This window comes from Desulfovibrio piger, assembly GCF_012843875.1.
GTDB lineage: Bacteria > Desulfobacterota > Desulfovibrionia > Desulfovibrionales > Desulfovibrionaceae > Desulfovibrio.
The window spans coordinates 1-14,506 of record NZ_JABAFY010000024.1 but is presented as its reverse complement, the minus strand read 5'-3'; the positions used below and the strand labels follow the sequence as shown (position 1 = coordinate 14,506).

Genomic DNA, 14,506 nt, shown 5'->3' with positions numbered 1-14,506 from the left:
GGATTATCCTGTGACAAACTGTTTGGCGGCCCGCACTGCGCTGACCGCATCTTCGCAATAGGCATCCGCGCCGATGGCATCGGCAAAGGCCTGGGTCACGGCAGCGCCGCCCACCAGAACCTTGATGGGGAGATTGCGCTCCCGCACCAGACGGATGGTATCTTCCATCCGTACCATGGTCGTGGTCATCAGAGCCGACAGGCCGATGATACGCGCCTTATGTTCCAAAGCGCAAGCGACAATCTGCTCCGCCGGGACATCCTTGCCGGCGTCGATGACGTCGAAGCCGTGGTTGCCCAGCAGCAGGCAGACAATGTTCTTGCCGATATCGTGGATGTCCCCTTCCACAGTGGCCATGACGATCACGGGACGTTCCTCAGGGCCGCGACTCTTCTCCAGCAGGGGCTTGAGGTGGGCAAAGGCCTTCTGCATGGTCTCCGCCGCGCGGATGAGCTGCGGCAGGAAATACTCCCGACGTTCATAGCGCGTCCCCACTTCGGTGATGGCCGGAATCAGGACGTCCTGCACCAGGGCAAAAGGCTCGGCACCGGCGGCCAGTTCCTTTTCCAGCAGGGGCAGCACGTTTTCCAGATCGCCGAAAAGAACGGCATCCCCCAGGGTTTCGGCAGCGGCCCCCGGGCCCTTGCCGGCCCTGACCACACCGCCGCTGGCCTTCCAGCCAGCATAGGAGGCGATGAACGAACCGGCGTTGCTGTCGCTCCCCTGCAGCACGGCCACGGCATCGCAGGCCTCATGCAGACGGGGAGCGGAAGGATTGGCGATACAGGAGGACAGACCAGCGCCCGCGCACATGGCCATGAAGGTGGCATTGAGCAGGTCGCGGGCCGGCAGGCCGAAGGAAACGTTGGAAAGGCCCAGTGTGGTCGCCAGGCCTTGGCTGCGGCACCAGCGGACCATCTCAAGGCATTGCAGGGCGCCTTCAGGCTTGGAGGACACCGACAGGGCCAGGATGTCCACCATCACCAGACGGCGGGGGATGCCCAGGGCGTCGGCCTGCTCCAGCAGCTTTTCCACGATGGCGATACGCTCGGAGGCCCGGACGGGCAGCTTCGTCCCCTGCAGGGGAAGCAGGATGAAGGGCGCGCCGAAATCGCGGCAGATCGGCCCCAGCAGCTCCATGCGCCCGGCTTCGCCGCTGATGGAATTGACAAGGAAGGAGCCCGGACAGTAGGGCAAGGCACGGGCGATGGCCTGGGCATTGGAAGAATCCAGCGACAGGGGCACGTCCACCCGAGAGACCAGACGCTGCACCAGATCGGGCAGGAGCACGGTCTCGTCCACCAGAGAGGCACCCACGTTCACATCAAGGATGCGGGCCCCGGCCTGCAGCTGCTCATCGGCCAGGCGGAAGGCTTCATCGAACTGCCCGGCCTGCAGCTGGCGGGTCAGTTCCTTCTTGCCCGTGGGATTGATGCGCTCGCCGATGACGCTGAACGGCTGCCCTTCTCCCAGGCGCAGGAGCTGCGAACGGCTGGTCAGGCAGATGCCCGAAGGGCTGACCACCGGACGCTCGTCGCAGGTCACGCTTTCCAGGGCCTGACGCAGGGCCGCAAGATGCTGGGGCGTGGTGCCGCAGCAGCCGCCCAGCACCCGTGCCCCGCGGGCGGCGAAGGCCGCCGTTTTCTGGGCAAAGGCCTCCGGCCCCAGAGGGAAGACGGTCTCCGAGCCGCGCAGCTCCGGCAGACCGGCATTGGGTTCCGCGACGACGGGGCAGGAACAGACCGACAGCAGCTCTTCCACCACGGGCAGCATCTGATCCGGCCCCAGGCTGCAGTTGGTGCCCAGGGCCGCCACGCCCATGTTCTGCATGGTCTCGGCAAAGATGGTGGGCGAAGAGCCCGTCAGGCTGACGCCCTGCTCGAAAGTCATGGAGACCATGACGGGCAGGTCGCAGACCTGACGCGCAGCCGTCACGGCGGCCCTGGCTTCGGCCAGGTCGAACTGGGTCTCGATGAAGATGAGGTCCGCCCCGCCGGCCACGAGGCCGCGGATCTGTTCCGAGAAGGCCTTGATGAGTTCCTCAGGCTCCATATCGCCCAGCGGACGGGCAAAATGACCGCTCGGGCCCACGTTGCCGGCTACGAAGACAGGACGCCCGGCCTGGGCGGCCGCGGCGCGCGCGGTCTCCACCATACGCTTGTTGAACGTAAAAACATCCAGGGAGGCCGAGAGTTTGCAGGGATTGCCGCCGAACGTGCACGAAGTGATGATGTCCACTCCTGCATCGAGATAGGCTTTGTGGATACCCTGAAGGATATCCGGTCGCTCCATGCAGAACTCTTCCGGGCTCACCCCGGCTGGCAGGCCGGAAGCCTGCAACATGGTCCCCATGGCGCCATCGAGCAACAACGGGCGCCTTTCCGCAAGGCGCTGAACAAATTTCATTCCTGTACCCAGCCTTTGTAATAAAATGTGGCATCTGCCCGTCAAAGGGCCGGCTGCAAGGCAGCCGCAAGGCTTTTACTACTGAAAATCATTGAAAAGGACAAATCAAAACTATAGCATGGGGCTACACCGACATCAGGGATGTCATCAGCCCCCTGAGGAAAATAATGAAGAAAAACAACAAGAATGTCCCCGATCACCCTTCTTCCGCGCCTGTGGCGGACGTGGAAGTCCTGGATGCCGCAGACGAAGACAGCTCTCTGGACTCGCTGGAAGAACTCGATGAGGACAGCCTCGACCAGGGCGAGATTCTGGATGTGGGCGACGACGGCCCCATGCTGCTTACCGAAGGCAGCCATGACGAATCCAGCCTCCCTGCGCCGTCCATGCCCCGCCTGCCGTCCACCGGCGGCCGGGACAGTTTGCAGCTTTACCTGCGCGAGGTGAGCCGCTTCCCCATGCTCAAGCCCGAGGAAGAACACGAGCTGGCCGTGCGGGTGCGCGATCACAACGACCCCGACGCCGCCTTCAGGCTGGTCTCGTCGCATCTGCGCCTTGTGGTACGCATCGCCATGGACTTCCAGCGCCGCTGGATGCAGAACGTCCTCGACCTCGTCCAGGAAGGCAATGTGGGCCTCATGCGGGCCGTCAACAAGTTCGACCCCGACAAGGGCATCAAGTTCTCCTACTACGCCTCTTTCTGGATCAAGGCCTATATCCTCAAGTTCATCATGGATAACTGGCGCATGGTCAAGATCGGCACCACCCAGGTGCAGCGAAAGCTGTTCTACAATCTCAACCGTGAACGGCAAAAGCTGATCGCCCAGGGCTTCGATCCCGACGCCGCCATGCTCTCCGAGCGTCTGGGCGTCAGTGAAGAACAGATCACGGAGATGGATCAGCGCCTTGCCGCCAACGACCTTTCCCTCAACGCCCAGGTGGGGGAAGATACGGGCGGCGCCACCCGCATGGACTTCCTTCCGGCCCTGGGACCGGGCATCGAGGACAGTCTGGGGGATTCCGAAGTGGCGGAGCTGCTGCGCGAAAAGCTCAAGACCATCCTGCCCAAGCTCAACGAGAAGGAACTCTACATCCTGCAGAACCGGCTGCTGACAGATGACCCCGTCACCTTGCGCGAGATCGGTGAACGATATAACGTGACCCGCGAACGCGTGCGCCAGCTGGAAGCCCGTCTCCTGGAGAAGATCCGCCAGCATCTGGCCCTGGACATCAAGGACTTTTCCGACGCCTGGATTCAATAATCTATGAGAAACAAGACCATCCTCCTGCTCTGCTCTGCCCTGCTGAGCGGTTCGCTGTCCCTTTCCCTGCTGGGATGCGGCGGCTGTGCCTCCACCCAGCCCCGGAGCGGGGCCGCTTCCCCCTCTTTCCAGGGCATCGAGATCCTGCCCGAGGAAAAAGAGCTTTCGCCGGCCGCCAAGGATACCTACGCCTATCTCCTTTATATGCAGGCCCTTGCCGACGAGGATGAAGAACTGCTCCTGCAGGCGGCCCAGCAGATGACCGGCGGCACCCTGCCTGCCAAGGCTTGGCTGGAAGGCGCCCTGTGGCTGGACAGCCGTCGTTCGGAAAAGGTGCTGCCCCTGCTGGAGCTGGGCCTGCAGGTCTGGCCCGACGATCTGCCCCTCAATCTGTTCAGCGCCGAGGCCCTGGCGGCCCACGGCAAGACGGAACAGGGCCTGGAGCAGATCCGGGCCTTCGTGGCGCGGCATCCCGACTCCCTGGATGCCCGCATGGAGCTGATCCTGCTGCTGGTCAAGGCCAAAAGATTCGATGAGGCGGAAAAGCACATCGGCAGTATCGCTGCCGGTGAACGGACGCCCATGGTGGATTATTACCATGCCCGGGCCCTGATCGGGATGCAGCGCCGTGCGGAAGCCATCCCGCTGCTCCAGAAGGCCATCCAGGCCATGCCGGACTTTGTCGAGGCCCTGGTGGAGCTGGCCTATGCCTACGAACAGCAAAAGCAGTGGAACGAGGCCCGCACCATCTACGAAAAGCTGCTCAAGCTCCAGGTCTCCGAGCAGGATGTATGCCTGCGCCTCGTCCACCTTTCGCTGCGTCTCAACCAGCCGGAAAAGGCCCTGAAATATTTCCGCAAGGGCCCGGATGCCGCGGCGTTCAAGCTCACCGCCATCAGCATGTTCCTAGAAAGCCGCCATTATTTGCAGGCAGAGCGGCTGCTCAAGGAGATGCTGGACGAGCCGGGCGTACCGCCTGACGTTTTCCTGATGCTGGCTGGTATCGCCCGCGACCAGCGCCGTGACACGGAACTGGCCCTGAGCTGGCTGGCCCGGATCCCGGCCAGCAGTCCCACGGCCGTACAGGCGGAAGGGCTGAAAGCCCAGATCCTGGCCGATGCGGGCAAGGAAAAAGAGGCGCTGGCCTCCGTGCGCAATCTGCAGCAGCGCCATGCCCGCAACGAGACCCTGCTGTTGCTGGAGGTCCGTCTGCTGGCCCGTCTCAAGGCCATGGACGAGGCCCTGGCCAGGGCCCGTCAGGCCGTGGAGATCGTCCCGGAAAGCTCGGAACTGGCCTTTACCCTCGGCAGCCTTCTGGACAGCCTCGGCAAGCGTGATGAAGCCATGAAGGTCATGCAGGGCATCATCGCCAGCCATCCGGAGCACTATCAGGCCCTGAACTATGTGGGCTACAGCCTGGCCGTCCAGGGGAAGGATCTGGAACACGCCCTGGAGCTGCTGCAGCGGGCCGACCGTCTGGCCCCTGACCAGTTCTTCATCGTGGATTCCCTGGCCTGGGCCCTGTTCCGCCTGGGCCGTACGGAAGAGGCCCTGCAGAACATCCGGCGTGCGGTGGCTCTCGTCCCCTGGCCCGAAGCCGAGATACTGGAACATTACGGCGACATCGCCGCCGCCGCGGGCCAGAAAGAGGAAGCCCGCAAGGCCTACGAACAGGCCCTGAAACTCAAACCCGCCAATGCGGAATCCCTGCGCCAGCGTCTGGGGGACCTATGAAAAAGATCCTTTGTCTCATCGTCCTGATGTTCATGGCTTCGGCCTGTGCCCGCCAGCCTTCCACCGTGCCGCCTGCCGACAGCGCCGACCGCTGGCAGGCCTTCGTGGCCCGCAGCGGAGCCGTCAAGGAAGCCCCTTATCTTTTGAACGCCAGTCTGCGTTTTGGTACGGAGGGCGATACCCGGCGTGTCACGGCCCTGCTCTGGGGCAATGACAGCCGGAGCCTGCGCATGGACGTCATGGCCGGTATCGGGGCCGTAGTGGCCAAGATCTGGGAATCCGGCGATGAGTTCCTCGTGTACAGTCCCACGGAAAACCGGGCCTTTTTCCATCAGGGCAGCAACAAGCCCCTGCTGCGCGTCGGCGTACCGGTGCCTTTTGCCCTGGATGAGCTGGCGGCCCTGCTCAACGGCCGTCTCGTGACGGTCTTCGGTGACCGTTACTCCGACAGCCAGGCCCTTGCCAACGGCCATGTCGGTTTTACCCTTTCTTCTGCCGTGGGCGGCCTTCTGGAGATCGACGCCCAGGGCCAGGCTGTGGCCTGGCAGGAAAACGGCAGTCGCGGCTGGAGCATGGCCATCGCGTATGACGAGGCCGGTCTGCCCCGTCGCGTGAGCCTGCGCCACCCCGACGGCCAGACGGCCGTGCTGCTGGTCAAGGAACGTCAGGCCCCGGCTCCTTTCAATAACGAACAGCTGAGTCTGCTTCTGCCGGACAGCACCCCGGTGCTGCCCCTGGAACGCTACACGGCTCCCCAGCAATAACCCTAAGGAGAGATCATGAAATCCATCCACATGGCCTGTGACCACGCCGGTATCGAACTCAAGGAAACCCTGCGCGCCCATCTGGAAAAGATGGGCTATACGGTCACCGACCACGGCACCTACAGCAAGGAAAGCTGCGATTACCCCGTGTTCGCCCACGCCCTGTGCAATGCTGTCGAAGCCGAAGATGTGCCCGGCATCCTGATCTGCGGTACGGGGATCGGCATGTCCATAGCGGCCAACCGCCACAAGGGCATCCGCGCGGCGCTGTGCACCACGGAACTGCATGCCCGCTTCACCCGCCTGCACAACAATGCCAACGTGCTGTGCCTGGGGGCCCGGGTCACGGGCGTGGAGCTGGCGCTTGCCATCGTCGATACCTTCCTGTCCACCGAATTCGAAGGCGGCCGCCATCAGCGCCGCATCGACCTCCTCAACGCCTAGTCTGTGGGACCTGTCATGCAGCTGTACAATACCCTTACCCGTAAAAAGGAAGAATTCGTCCCTGTCCGGCCCGGCAAGGTCAACATGTATGTCTGCGGCATCACCGCCTATGACTACTGCCACATCGGCCATGCCCGGTCCGCCCTGGTCTTCGACGTGCTGGTGCGCCATCTGCGCGCCCTGGGGCTGGATGTGACCTTTGTCCGCAACTTCACCGACGTGGACGACAAAATCATCCGCCGCGCCAATGAAGAAAAACGCGACTGGCGTGAAGTGGGACAGACCTACATCGATGCCTTCCATGAAGACATGGACCGCCTGAACGTGGTGCGTGCCGATCATGAGCCCCGCGCCACCGAATACATCCAGCAGATGCAGGACCTCTGTTCCGAGCTCATCGCCCAGGGCAAGGCCTATGCCGTGCCGTCCGGCGACGTGTATTTCCGCGTGCGTGCCTATCCGCCTTACGGCAAGCTCTCCGGCCGCAGCCTGGACGAATTGCAGGCCGGTGCCCGCGTGGCTCCCGGTGAAGAGAAGCAGGATCCGCTAGATTTTGCCCTGTGGAAGGCGGCCAAGCCCGGCGAGCCCTTCTGGGAAAGCCCCTGGGGCAAGGGCCGTCCCGGCTGGCATATCGAATGCTCGGCCATGAGCAAGGAATATCTGCCCCTGGATATCCACGGCGGCGGCCAGGACCTCATCTTCCCCCATCACGAGAACGAGATCGCCCAGACCGAAGCCGCCTGCAGCTGCCAGCTGGCCCGTTTCTGGGTGCATAACGGCTTCGTGCAGGTCAATGCCGAAAAGATGTCCAAGTCGCTGGGCAACTTCAAGACCATCCGCGACATCCTGGCCAGCTACCTGCCCGAGACCCTGCGCTTCTTCCTGCTGGGCAAGCATTACCGCAGCCCCATCGACTTCACGGCCGACATCATGGACGAGTCCGAAAAGGCCCTGCAGCGCATCTACGAATGCCAGCTGGAAGCCGGCAAGGCTCTGGAGCGCGCCAAGTGGAAGAAAGTCGATCTGCCCGCCGACATCCTCAAGGAATGGGACGAACACGGCCAGGGCTTCAATGCCGCTCTGGACGACGATGTGAACACGGCCCAGGCCCTTGGCCACATCTTCTCCCAGGTGCGCCTGGTCAACCGTGTGCTGGAAGACAAGGCCCTGCGCGCGGGCGAAGGCGCCCGCCGTCTGCTGGAAGAGTTCTTCGAGCGCCGCAATGACTGGTCGGCCCAGCTGGGCCTGTTCGGCCAGGATCCGGCCACCTTCCTGCTGGCTCTGCGTGATCAGCGGGCGGCCCGTCTGAACATCGACGTGCCGCGCGTGCAGGCCCTGCTGGACGAGCGTGCCGCGGCCCGTGCCGCCAAGGACTTTGCCCGCTCCGACGAACTGCGCGCCGCGCTTGCCGAACTGGGCGTGGCCGTGCGCGACACCGTGGAAGGGCAGGTCTGGGATATAGCTTAGCGAGGTGACGATGCTGCATCGTTTCGGGAAGTTCCGTCGCCCTGTGGCGCTGGTGATGTTGAGTGTCTTCCTGGTCGCCCAGCTGTTTCTGCCGCTGACGGCCCGGGCATTCTTCTTTGGAGGGGTCTCCCTCAAGGACGAGAAGGAGATGGGGCACAAATTCGATGTGGCCATCCGCTCCAGCCTGCCCATGGTCGACGACCCCGAAGTCAGCAAATATGTGGATGGCCTTGTCCGTCGTCTGGTCAAGGCCATCCCGCCCCAGCCCTTCACTTTCACGTCCGGCGTCATCCTGCATAACGCCATGAACGCCTTTGCCATCCCCGGCGGCCATGTCTATGTCTTTACCGGACTGATCATGAACTTCGAGGATGAGAGCCAGCTGGCTGGCGTTCTTTCGCATGAGCTGGCCCATGTGACCCAGCGCCATGTGGCCTCGCGTCTGGAGCGGGCCCAGTATCTGTCCGTGGGCAGTTTGCTGCTGGCCATCGCCGGCGTGGCCGTCGGCGGGCCTGCGGGCGGCGCCGTGGCCGTCGGGGCCCTGGGCGCAGGTCAGTCCGCCATGCTCAATTACAGCCGTCTGGACGAGAACGAAGCCGACCAGATCGGCCTGCAGTACCTGACCAAGGCGGGCTATCCGCCCTCCGGCATGGTGGGCGGCTTCAAGATCATGCGCCAGAAAAGCTGGATGGCGGGAGCCAGCGTGCCCGCCTATCTGTCCACCCACCCGGATATCGGTGACCGCATCAACGGCATCCAGGCCCGGCTAAGTTCCTTCCCCGCTTCCATCCGCAACCGGTCCTTCGACAATCGCCGCTTCAAAAGGGTCCAGACCGTCCTTTGGGGACGCTACGGCGACAGCCAGGCGGCCCTGCAGCGTTTTTCCGGCAAGGACGCCCTTTCCTGCATGGGGCGGGGCATGGTCCTTTCGCGCAGGAACAACGTGCGCGAAGCTGCCGCCGCCTTCGATCAGGCCCTGCAGCTGGCCCCCAAGGACCCGCTGGTGCTGCGCGAAGCCGGGACCTTCCACTACCGCAAAGGTGACATGGCCAGGGCGGAAGGCCTGCTGCGTCAGGCCATGCAGCTGGACAAAAACGATTTCATGGCCAGATTCTTTTATGCGCGCATGCTGGATGAGACCGGCCGCGCCCAGCAGGCCCAGCCGTACTATACGGAAGTCCTGCGGGCCGTGCCGGAAGCCGCCGATGTCCATGAAGCCTATGCCCGTTCGCTGGGCTCCATAGGCAAGACCGGACTGGCCTACATCCACATGGCCTACAGTGCCATTTACTCCAACAACCGCAAGCTGGCAGAGCGCTACTTCAAGCAGGCCAAGGCAAAGACGGAAAAATCCGCCGACAGTGCGGCTTTCCGCAAGCTGGATGCGGTGTACAAAGAACGCAAGGAAATCTGGGAAGACCGATGATAGAAACGCACGCGACGACGATTCTGGCAGTCAAGAAGGACGGACAGGTTGCCATGGCCGGGGATGGCCAGGTCACCCTGGGCCAGTCCATGATCATGAAGCACACCGCCCGCAAGGTGCGCCGCCTGTATGACGGCAAGATCGTGGCCGGCTTTGCCGGTGCCACGGCCGATGCCTTCACCCTGTTCGAACTGTTCGAAGCCAAGCTCAAGGAATTTCGCGGCAATCTGCAGCGTTCCGCTGTGGAGCTGACCAAGGAATGGCGCAAGGACAAATACCTACGCCGCCTGGAAGCCATGCTCCTGGTCTCTGACGGCGAACATATCCTGCTGCTTTCCGGTAACGGGGACGTGTTCGAGCCCGACGATGACGTGGCTGCCATCGGCAGCGGCGGCCCCTATGCCCTTTCCGCAGCCCGCGCCCTGCTGCGCCACAGCAGCCTCCCCGCCCGGGAGCTGGCCCTGGAATCCATGAAGATCGCTTCGGAGATCTGCGTCTACACCAACGACCATTTCGTGGTCGAGACCCTGTAGGGGGACAGCGTGGAGATCCGCACCGGTTGCAAGATCAATCTGGGGCTGGAGATAACCGGCATCCTGCCCAACGGCTATCATACCCTCGATTCCGTATTCTATCCGCTGGCCCGGCCGTTCGACGTCCTGGAAGTGGAACGCAGGGAAGCGGCAGGCATCCGCGTGTTCTGCGATACCCCCGGCATCGACCTGGAGCATAACACCCTGACCAAGGCCCATGCCGCTTTCGCGGCCCTGCTGCCGGAACAGGCCGTCTGCCCGGGCGTGGATGTCACCCTGCGCAAGGGTATCCCTCACGGCGCAGGCCTGGGGGGCGGCAGCAGCGATGCCGCAGCCCTGCTCCTGTGGCTCAACAGCTGCCTGGAGACGCCTCTGCCGCTGGAAGAGCTGGAAAAAGCCGCCATCAAGGTCGGTGCGGACGTCCCCTTTTTCCTTCACGGGCAGCCCCGGCGCGTGACCGGTATCGGCGAGGTGCTGACGCCCGCGGCAGTGGATCTGCCCGGCTGGTGGCTGGTGCTGGTCTGTCCGCCCGTGTCGGTCTCCACCCCCTGGGCCTACCGCGCCTATGACGATTTGATGGCGGAAGCGGAAAAAGCTGGTGGTAAAGGCTTGACAAATCCGGAGAGCAAGGATAATGAAACGCTTCTCGTGATGGGTAAATATGCCGGGACGGGAACGACGTTCCGCATCACCACAGAAAACGTGCTCCAAATCCGTAACGATCTGGAGCCCGCCGTTGTGCGTGAATACCCGCAATTAGAGACAATCCGCCAATATCTACTCCATTCCGGGGCCGCTTGTGCACGCATGAGCGGCAGTGGATCGAGCATGTTCGGCCTGTTCTCAGCCCGTCACGCAGCCGAGGCGGCAGCGCAAAGCCCGGAGTCACAGTACGGGAAGGTCTTTGTGCTGCCCATGAATGCTGGGATGTAGCCAAGTGGTAAGGCAACGGGTTTTGGCTCCGTCATTCGAAGGTTCGAGCCCTTCCATCCCAGCCACACCCAAACCATAACTGCTGCCGCTATCGGCAAGGTGAACGGACCATGTTCAGCGATCTCAAGATTGTCACGGGTTCTTCCAATCCCGAGTTGGCCAAAGCCATTTGCGACCACCTCGGCTGTCAGCTTACTCCTACTCTGGCAACCACCTTCAGCGATGGCGAGCTGCGCATTGAAATCGGTGACAACGTGCGCGGCGATGACGTGTTCGTTGTCCAGCCCACCTGTCCCCCGCTGGTCAACCGCAACCTGATGCAGCTCTGCCTCATGCTCGACGCCCTCAAGCGCGCCAGCGCCGGCCGCATCACGGCTGTGATCCCCTACTACGGCTATGCCCGCCAGGACCGCAAGGTGAGCCCCCGCGCCCCCATCAGCGCCAAGATGGTGGCCGACTTCATCAGCGTGGCCGGTGCCGGCCGTGTGGTGACCATCGACATGCATGCCGGTCAGATCCAAGGCTTCTTCAACTGCCCTGTGGACAACCTGTATGCCGCTCCTGTCATGATGGAACCCCTGCGCCAGATCGAAGGCGACATCGTCATCGTCTCCCCCGACGCCGGCGGTGTGGAGCGCGCCCGTTCCTACGCCAAGCGCCTGAATGCTCCTCTGGCCATCGTGGACAAGCGTCGCGACAAGCCCAACCAGGCCCAGGCCATGCACGTCATCGGTGACGTGGAAGGCAAGACCGCCATCATCGTTGACGACATCATCGATACTGCCGGTACCCTGTGCGCCGGTGCCGACGTGCTGCTCAAGTACGGCGCCAAGAAGATCATCGCCTGTGCTTCCCACGGTGTGCTGTCCGGCCCCGCCATCGACCGCATCAATGCTACCGAGGCTCTGGACCGCGTCATCGTGACCGATACCATCCCGCTGGGTGAAAAGCTGGCACAGTGTCCCAAGCTGCAGGTGGTGTCTGTGGCTGCCCTGCTGGGCAAGACCATCCACAACATCCACACGGGTTCCTCCGTCAGCGTTCTCTTTGTATAATGCCGGGTTTTCCCGACTCCATAATAAGAAAACTTCCCGCACTTTCATGCGGCACTAGGTAAGGAGTTAAACATGACCATTGAAAAGACGTTGAGCGTGCAAAAGCGTGAAGGTAGCGGCAAAGGCCCTGCGGGCCGTGCGCGCACGCAGGACATGATCCCCGGTGTGTTCTACACCGCCAAGGGTGACAACATCGCCGTGCAGGCTCCTGCTCTGCCTCTGGAAAAGATGTACGCCGAAATGGGCCGTACCGCCGTGTTCAACCTGGAAATCGACGACAACGGCACCAAGACCGTGCATCCCGTCATGTTCTGGGAAGTGCAGAAGCACCCCTACAAGAAGGCCTTCACCCATGTGGACTTCTACGGTGTGGATCTGGACAAGGAAGTCAAGGTCGACGTGCCGATCGAATTCGTGGGTGTTGCCCGCGGCGTCAAGCTGGGCGGCGTGATGGAAACCTACCGCGAAAGCGTGCGTCTGTGTAGCAAGCCCCTGGACATGCCCAAGAAGGTGACCATCGACGTGACCGACATGGGTATCAATGACAGCGTGACCGTGGAGACCCTGGCTCTCCCCGAAAACGTGAAGGCCGTGTTCGACAAGAACTTCGCCATCGTGAGCGTGTTCTCCAAGAGCAAGGACGCTGCCGAAGCCGCCGAATAAGGCGCCTTTCACCGCAGTTTTTTTCAGGCCGGTCTCTTTTGAGGCCGGCCTGATTTTTATACGTATGTCCAGCCTTCCTCGCCTGCAGTATCATACCCTGCGCCACGGAAATCGGCAGATAAGCATCGAGCTGTGGCCCAGACCGGGCGCCTCCTGCCTCGTTTTTTATCCGGGGACCATGTTCTGTCCGGTCCAGTACCGGACGTTCCTGCATTGCCTCTGGAAAAACGGACTTGCCGTCGCGGCCCTGCACCTGACCGGACATGGCAGCAACCCGCACCGGCGTCTGTTCAGTTTTGACGACCTGCTGCAGGACGGCCTGGATGCGGAACGCTGGCTGCATGGTCACGGCATGGGGCCTCTGCTCCTTGCCGGTCACAGTCAGGGAGGGATCCTGGCCATGGCCCACGCCTCCCGCAGTCAGCGGATGCGTGCCTGTTTCGCATTCAGCGGGATCTTCCCGCAAAGCCGCCGGGTCATAGAACTGACCCGATTCGCTCCCTGGGCAGCGCAGCGTGATCGTCTGCTGGCCGGGCTGAAGATACTCAGTACCTGCTTGCCCCGGCTGCCGTTGCCCGTATTCAGCTATCTGTCGGTCAAAAAGATCCTTGCCGGCTGCCTGCGTCTTCCCCTTGATCGCCGGCAGGCCAGGACAAGCTATCCCCTGGCGTACCTGTACTCCCTGTTCAGCACCTCGGTAGCGTCCACGGTCCACTGCCCGTTCTATCTTTTCAATGCTCTCGACGACGCTCTGTTCACCAGACCTCTGATCGAGGAGACGTTCGCCGCGGTGACGGCCCCGGAAAAACATTGTATCTGGCTGCCTCGGGGTGGCCATCTGGCCATACTCTCCCCCGTCGTGGCCGCCAGGACAGCCGCCCATGTGGCGGCGCTGGCCAGTGGTCACGGCCTGCCACTCTCTCTTCACCTGTAAGGAAACTGTCATGGATTTTGGTGGTGTCGTCGTTGGTTTGGGCAATCCCGGCAACCAGTATGCCGGAACGCGCCATAATTGCGGCTTTGCCTTTGTGGAAAGCCTGCTGGATCATGCCCGCCGGGAAGGCGGCCAGGTACAGAGCCAGAACGGAGGCAAATTCTCCTGTGAACTGTGGCAGCTGCGCTATGACGGGCTGCCCGGAGACTGGCTGGCCGCCATGCCCCAGACCTTCATGAATCTGAGCGGCCAGTGTGTCCAGCCCCTGCTGGCCTGGCACAAGATCCGCCCCGATCAGCTGGTGGTGGTGCATGATGAACTGGACATCCCCGCCGGAGAGCTGCGCTTCAAGAAGGGGGGCGGCAACGCCGGGCACAACGGGCTCAAGTCCATCACCCAGCTGCTGGGAACACCGGACTTCTACCGTCTGCGTATCGGTATCGGGCGGCCTCCCCAGAAAGGGGACGTCATCAACTGGGTGCTGGGGCGTCCTTGCAGTGAAGATGCCGACAAGATACGGACAGCGACTGATAAGGCGCTTGAAGTACTGGAAATTTTTGCAAAAAAAGGACTGGAAGCCGCTGTGCGGGCGACCCGTTCCTGATCATGAGCCGGCCTGTGGCCGGCTTTTTTTTATGGGCTTTAGCCTGTTGAGCGCCTGACAGGCGCGAAACAAAAAACCACCCGCTATGCGGGTGGAGACAATACGTTATACACACAAAAACACCTTTCCGCTACGATGAAGTTGTTCAAGCCCATCGCAACATTAACGGAAAGGTGTTTTTGTTATGGGAACCAAGGCTCATAGCCTAGATAGTGTCGTCAAATTATGTTTGCCCACAAAGATATGCATCTGATTTGAACGGCGGCAAGAAAAGATGCACA

At 62.2% G+C, this 14,506-nt stretch carries 13 protein-coding genes and 1 tRNA gene; 13 read left to right on the top strand and 1 reads right to left on the bottom strand.

Going from position 1 to position 14,506, the window contains the following annotated elements; genetic code table 11:
- Positions 1–3: 3 nt before the first annotated feature.
- Entirely contained in the window at positions 4–2,406 is a 2,403-nt protein-coding gene (locus HF854_RS07415; RefSeq protein WP_168935724.1) for a homocysteine S-methyltransferase family protein, read from the bottom strand.
- Positions 2,407–2,573: 167 nt separating this feature from the next.
- Between HF854_RS07415 and HF854_RS07410 the strand changes: the two genes are divergently transcribed.
- The 13 genes from HF854_RS07410 (at position 2,574) to pth (ending at position 14,225) form a co-directional block, all read left to right on the top strand.
- Positions 2,574–3,668, top strand: coding sequence for a sigma-70 family RNA polymerase sigma factor (locus HF854_RS07410; RefSeq protein WP_168935723.1), 1,095 nt, complete (start codon positions 2,574–2,576; stop codon positions 3,666–3,668).
- A 3-nt stretch (positions 3,669–3,671) separates the two neighbouring features.
- Complete coding sequence (locus HF854_RS07405) at positions 3,672–5,402, top strand: tetratricopeptide repeat protein (RefSeq protein ID WP_168935722.1); 1,731 nt, start codon at positions 3,672–3,674, stop codon at positions 5,400–5,402.
- On the top strand, positions 5,399–6,166 hold the full coding sequence (locus HF854_RS07400) for a hypothetical protein (RefSeq protein WP_168935721.1): 768 nt from the start codon (positions 5,399–5,401) through the stop codon (positions 6,164–6,166). Before HF854_RS07405 ends, HF854_RS07400 begins: the two co-directional genes overlap by 4 nt.
- A 15-nt stretch (positions 6,167–6,181) precedes the next feature.
- Positions 6,182–6,610, top strand: a complete 429-nt coding sequence (gene rpiB, locus HF854_RS07395) for a ribose 5-phosphate isomerase B (RefSeq protein ID WP_006005754.1) — start codon at positions 6,182–6,184, stop codon at positions 6,608–6,610.
- 15 nt (positions 6,611–6,625) lie between these two features.
- A complete protein-coding gene (gene cysS, locus HF854_RS07390; protein ID WP_168935720.1) occupies positions 6,626–8,077 on the top strand; it encodes a cysteine--tRNA ligase in 1,452 nt (483 codons plus the stop codon).
- Between the two features lie 10 nt (positions 8,078–8,087).
- A complete protein-coding gene (locus tag HF854_RS07385) occupies positions 8,088–9,503 on the top strand; it encodes a M48 family metallopeptidase (RefSeq protein WP_168935719.1) in 1,416 nt (471 codons plus the stop codon).
- Positions 9,503–10,036: an ATP-dependent protease subunit HslV gene (hslV, locus tag HF854_RS07380; RefSeq protein WP_072337505.1), complete on the top strand. Its 534-nt coding sequence runs from the start codon at positions 9,503–9,505 to the stop codon at positions 10,034–10,036. The genes HF854_RS07385 and hslV overlap by 1 nt, the downstream gene beginning before the upstream one ends.
- Positions 10,037–10,045: 9 nt before the next feature.
- Positions 10,046–10,969, top strand: a complete 924-nt coding sequence (gene ispE, locus HF854_RS07375) for a 4-(cytidine 5'-diphospho)-2-C-methyl-D-erythritol kinase (protein WP_168935718.1) — start codon at positions 10,046–10,048, stop codon at positions 10,967–10,969.
- Positions 10,960–11,034, top strand: a tRNA-Gln gene (locus HF854_RS07370). The genes ispE and HF854_RS07370 overlap by 10 nt, the downstream gene beginning before the upstream one ends.
- A gap of 45 nt (positions 11,035–11,079) precedes the next feature.
- Positions 11,080–12,024, top strand: coding sequence for a ribose-phosphate diphosphokinase (locus tag HF854_RS07365; protein ID WP_168935717.1), 945 nt, complete (start codon positions 11,080–11,082; stop codon positions 12,022–12,024).
- A gap of 72 nt (positions 12,025–12,096) precedes the next feature.
- Positions 12,097–12,687: a 50S ribosomal protein L25/general stress protein Ctc gene (locus HF854_RS07360; protein ID WP_168935716.1), complete on the top strand. Its 591-nt coding sequence runs from the start codon at positions 12,097–12,099 to the stop codon at positions 12,685–12,687.
- A 178-nt stretch (positions 12,688–12,865) separates the two neighbouring features.
- Positions 12,866–13,621, top strand: coding sequence for an alpha/beta fold hydrolase (locus tag HF854_RS07355; RefSeq protein WP_240937688.1), 756 nt, complete (start codon positions 12,866–12,868; stop codon positions 13,619–13,621).
- 10 nt (positions 13,622–13,631) lie between these two features.
- The gene (pth, locus tag HF854_RS07350; protein ID WP_168935714.1) at positions 13,632–14,225 is read left to right on the top strand and encodes an aminoacyl-tRNA hydrolase; all 594 of its coding nucleotides are present in this window, start codon (positions 13,632–13,634) and stop codon (positions 14,223–14,225) included.
- The last annotated feature ends 281 nt before the right edge of the window (positions 14,226–14,506 follow it).

Bases quoted from the DNA above. Each gene is read 5' to 3' on its own strand.
- cysS (WP_168935720.1), top strand. From the start codon at position 6,626: ATGCAGCTGTACAATACCCTTACCCGTAAAAAGGAAGAATTCGTCCCT.
- HF854_RS07400 (WP_168935721.1), top strand. From the start codon at position 5,399: ATGAAAAAGATCCTTTGTCTCATCGTCCTGATGTTCATGGCTTCGGCC.
- HF854_RS07355 (WP_240937688.1), top strand. From the start codon at position 12,866: ATGTTCTGTCCGGTCCAGTACCGGACGTTCCTGCATTGCCTCTGGAAA.
- HF854_RS07360 (WP_168935716.1), top strand. From the start codon at position 12,097: ATGACCATTGAAAAGACGTTGAGCGTGCAAAAGCGTGAAGGTAGCGGC.
- HF854_RS07385 (WP_168935719.1), top strand. From the start codon at position 8,088: ATGCTGCATCGTTTCGGGAAGTTCCGTCGCCCTGTGGCGCTGGTGATG.
- rpiB (WP_006005754.1), top strand. From the start codon at position 6,182: ATGAAATCCATCCACATGGCCTGTGACCACGCCGGTATCGAACTCAAG.
- HF854_RS07410 (WP_168935723.1), top strand. From the start codon at position 2,574: ATGAAGAAAAACAACAAGAATGTCCCCGATCACCCTTCTTCCGCGCCT.
- pth (WP_168935714.1), top strand. From the start codon at position 13,632: ATGGATTTTGGTGGTGTCGTCGTTGGTTTGGGCAATCCCGGCAACCAG.
- HF854_RS07405 (WP_168935722.1), top strand. From the start codon at position 3,672: ATGAGAAACAAGACCATCCTCCTGCTCTGCTCTGCCCTGCTGAGCGGT.
- HF854_RS07415 (WP_168935724.1), bottom strand. From the start codon at position 2,406: ATGAAATTTGTTCAGCGCCTTGCGGAAAGGCGCCCGTTGTTGCTCGAT.
- HF854_RS07365 (WP_168935717.1), top strand. From the start codon at position 11,080: ATGTTCAGCGATCTCAAGATTGTCACGGGTTCTTCCAATCCCGAGTTG.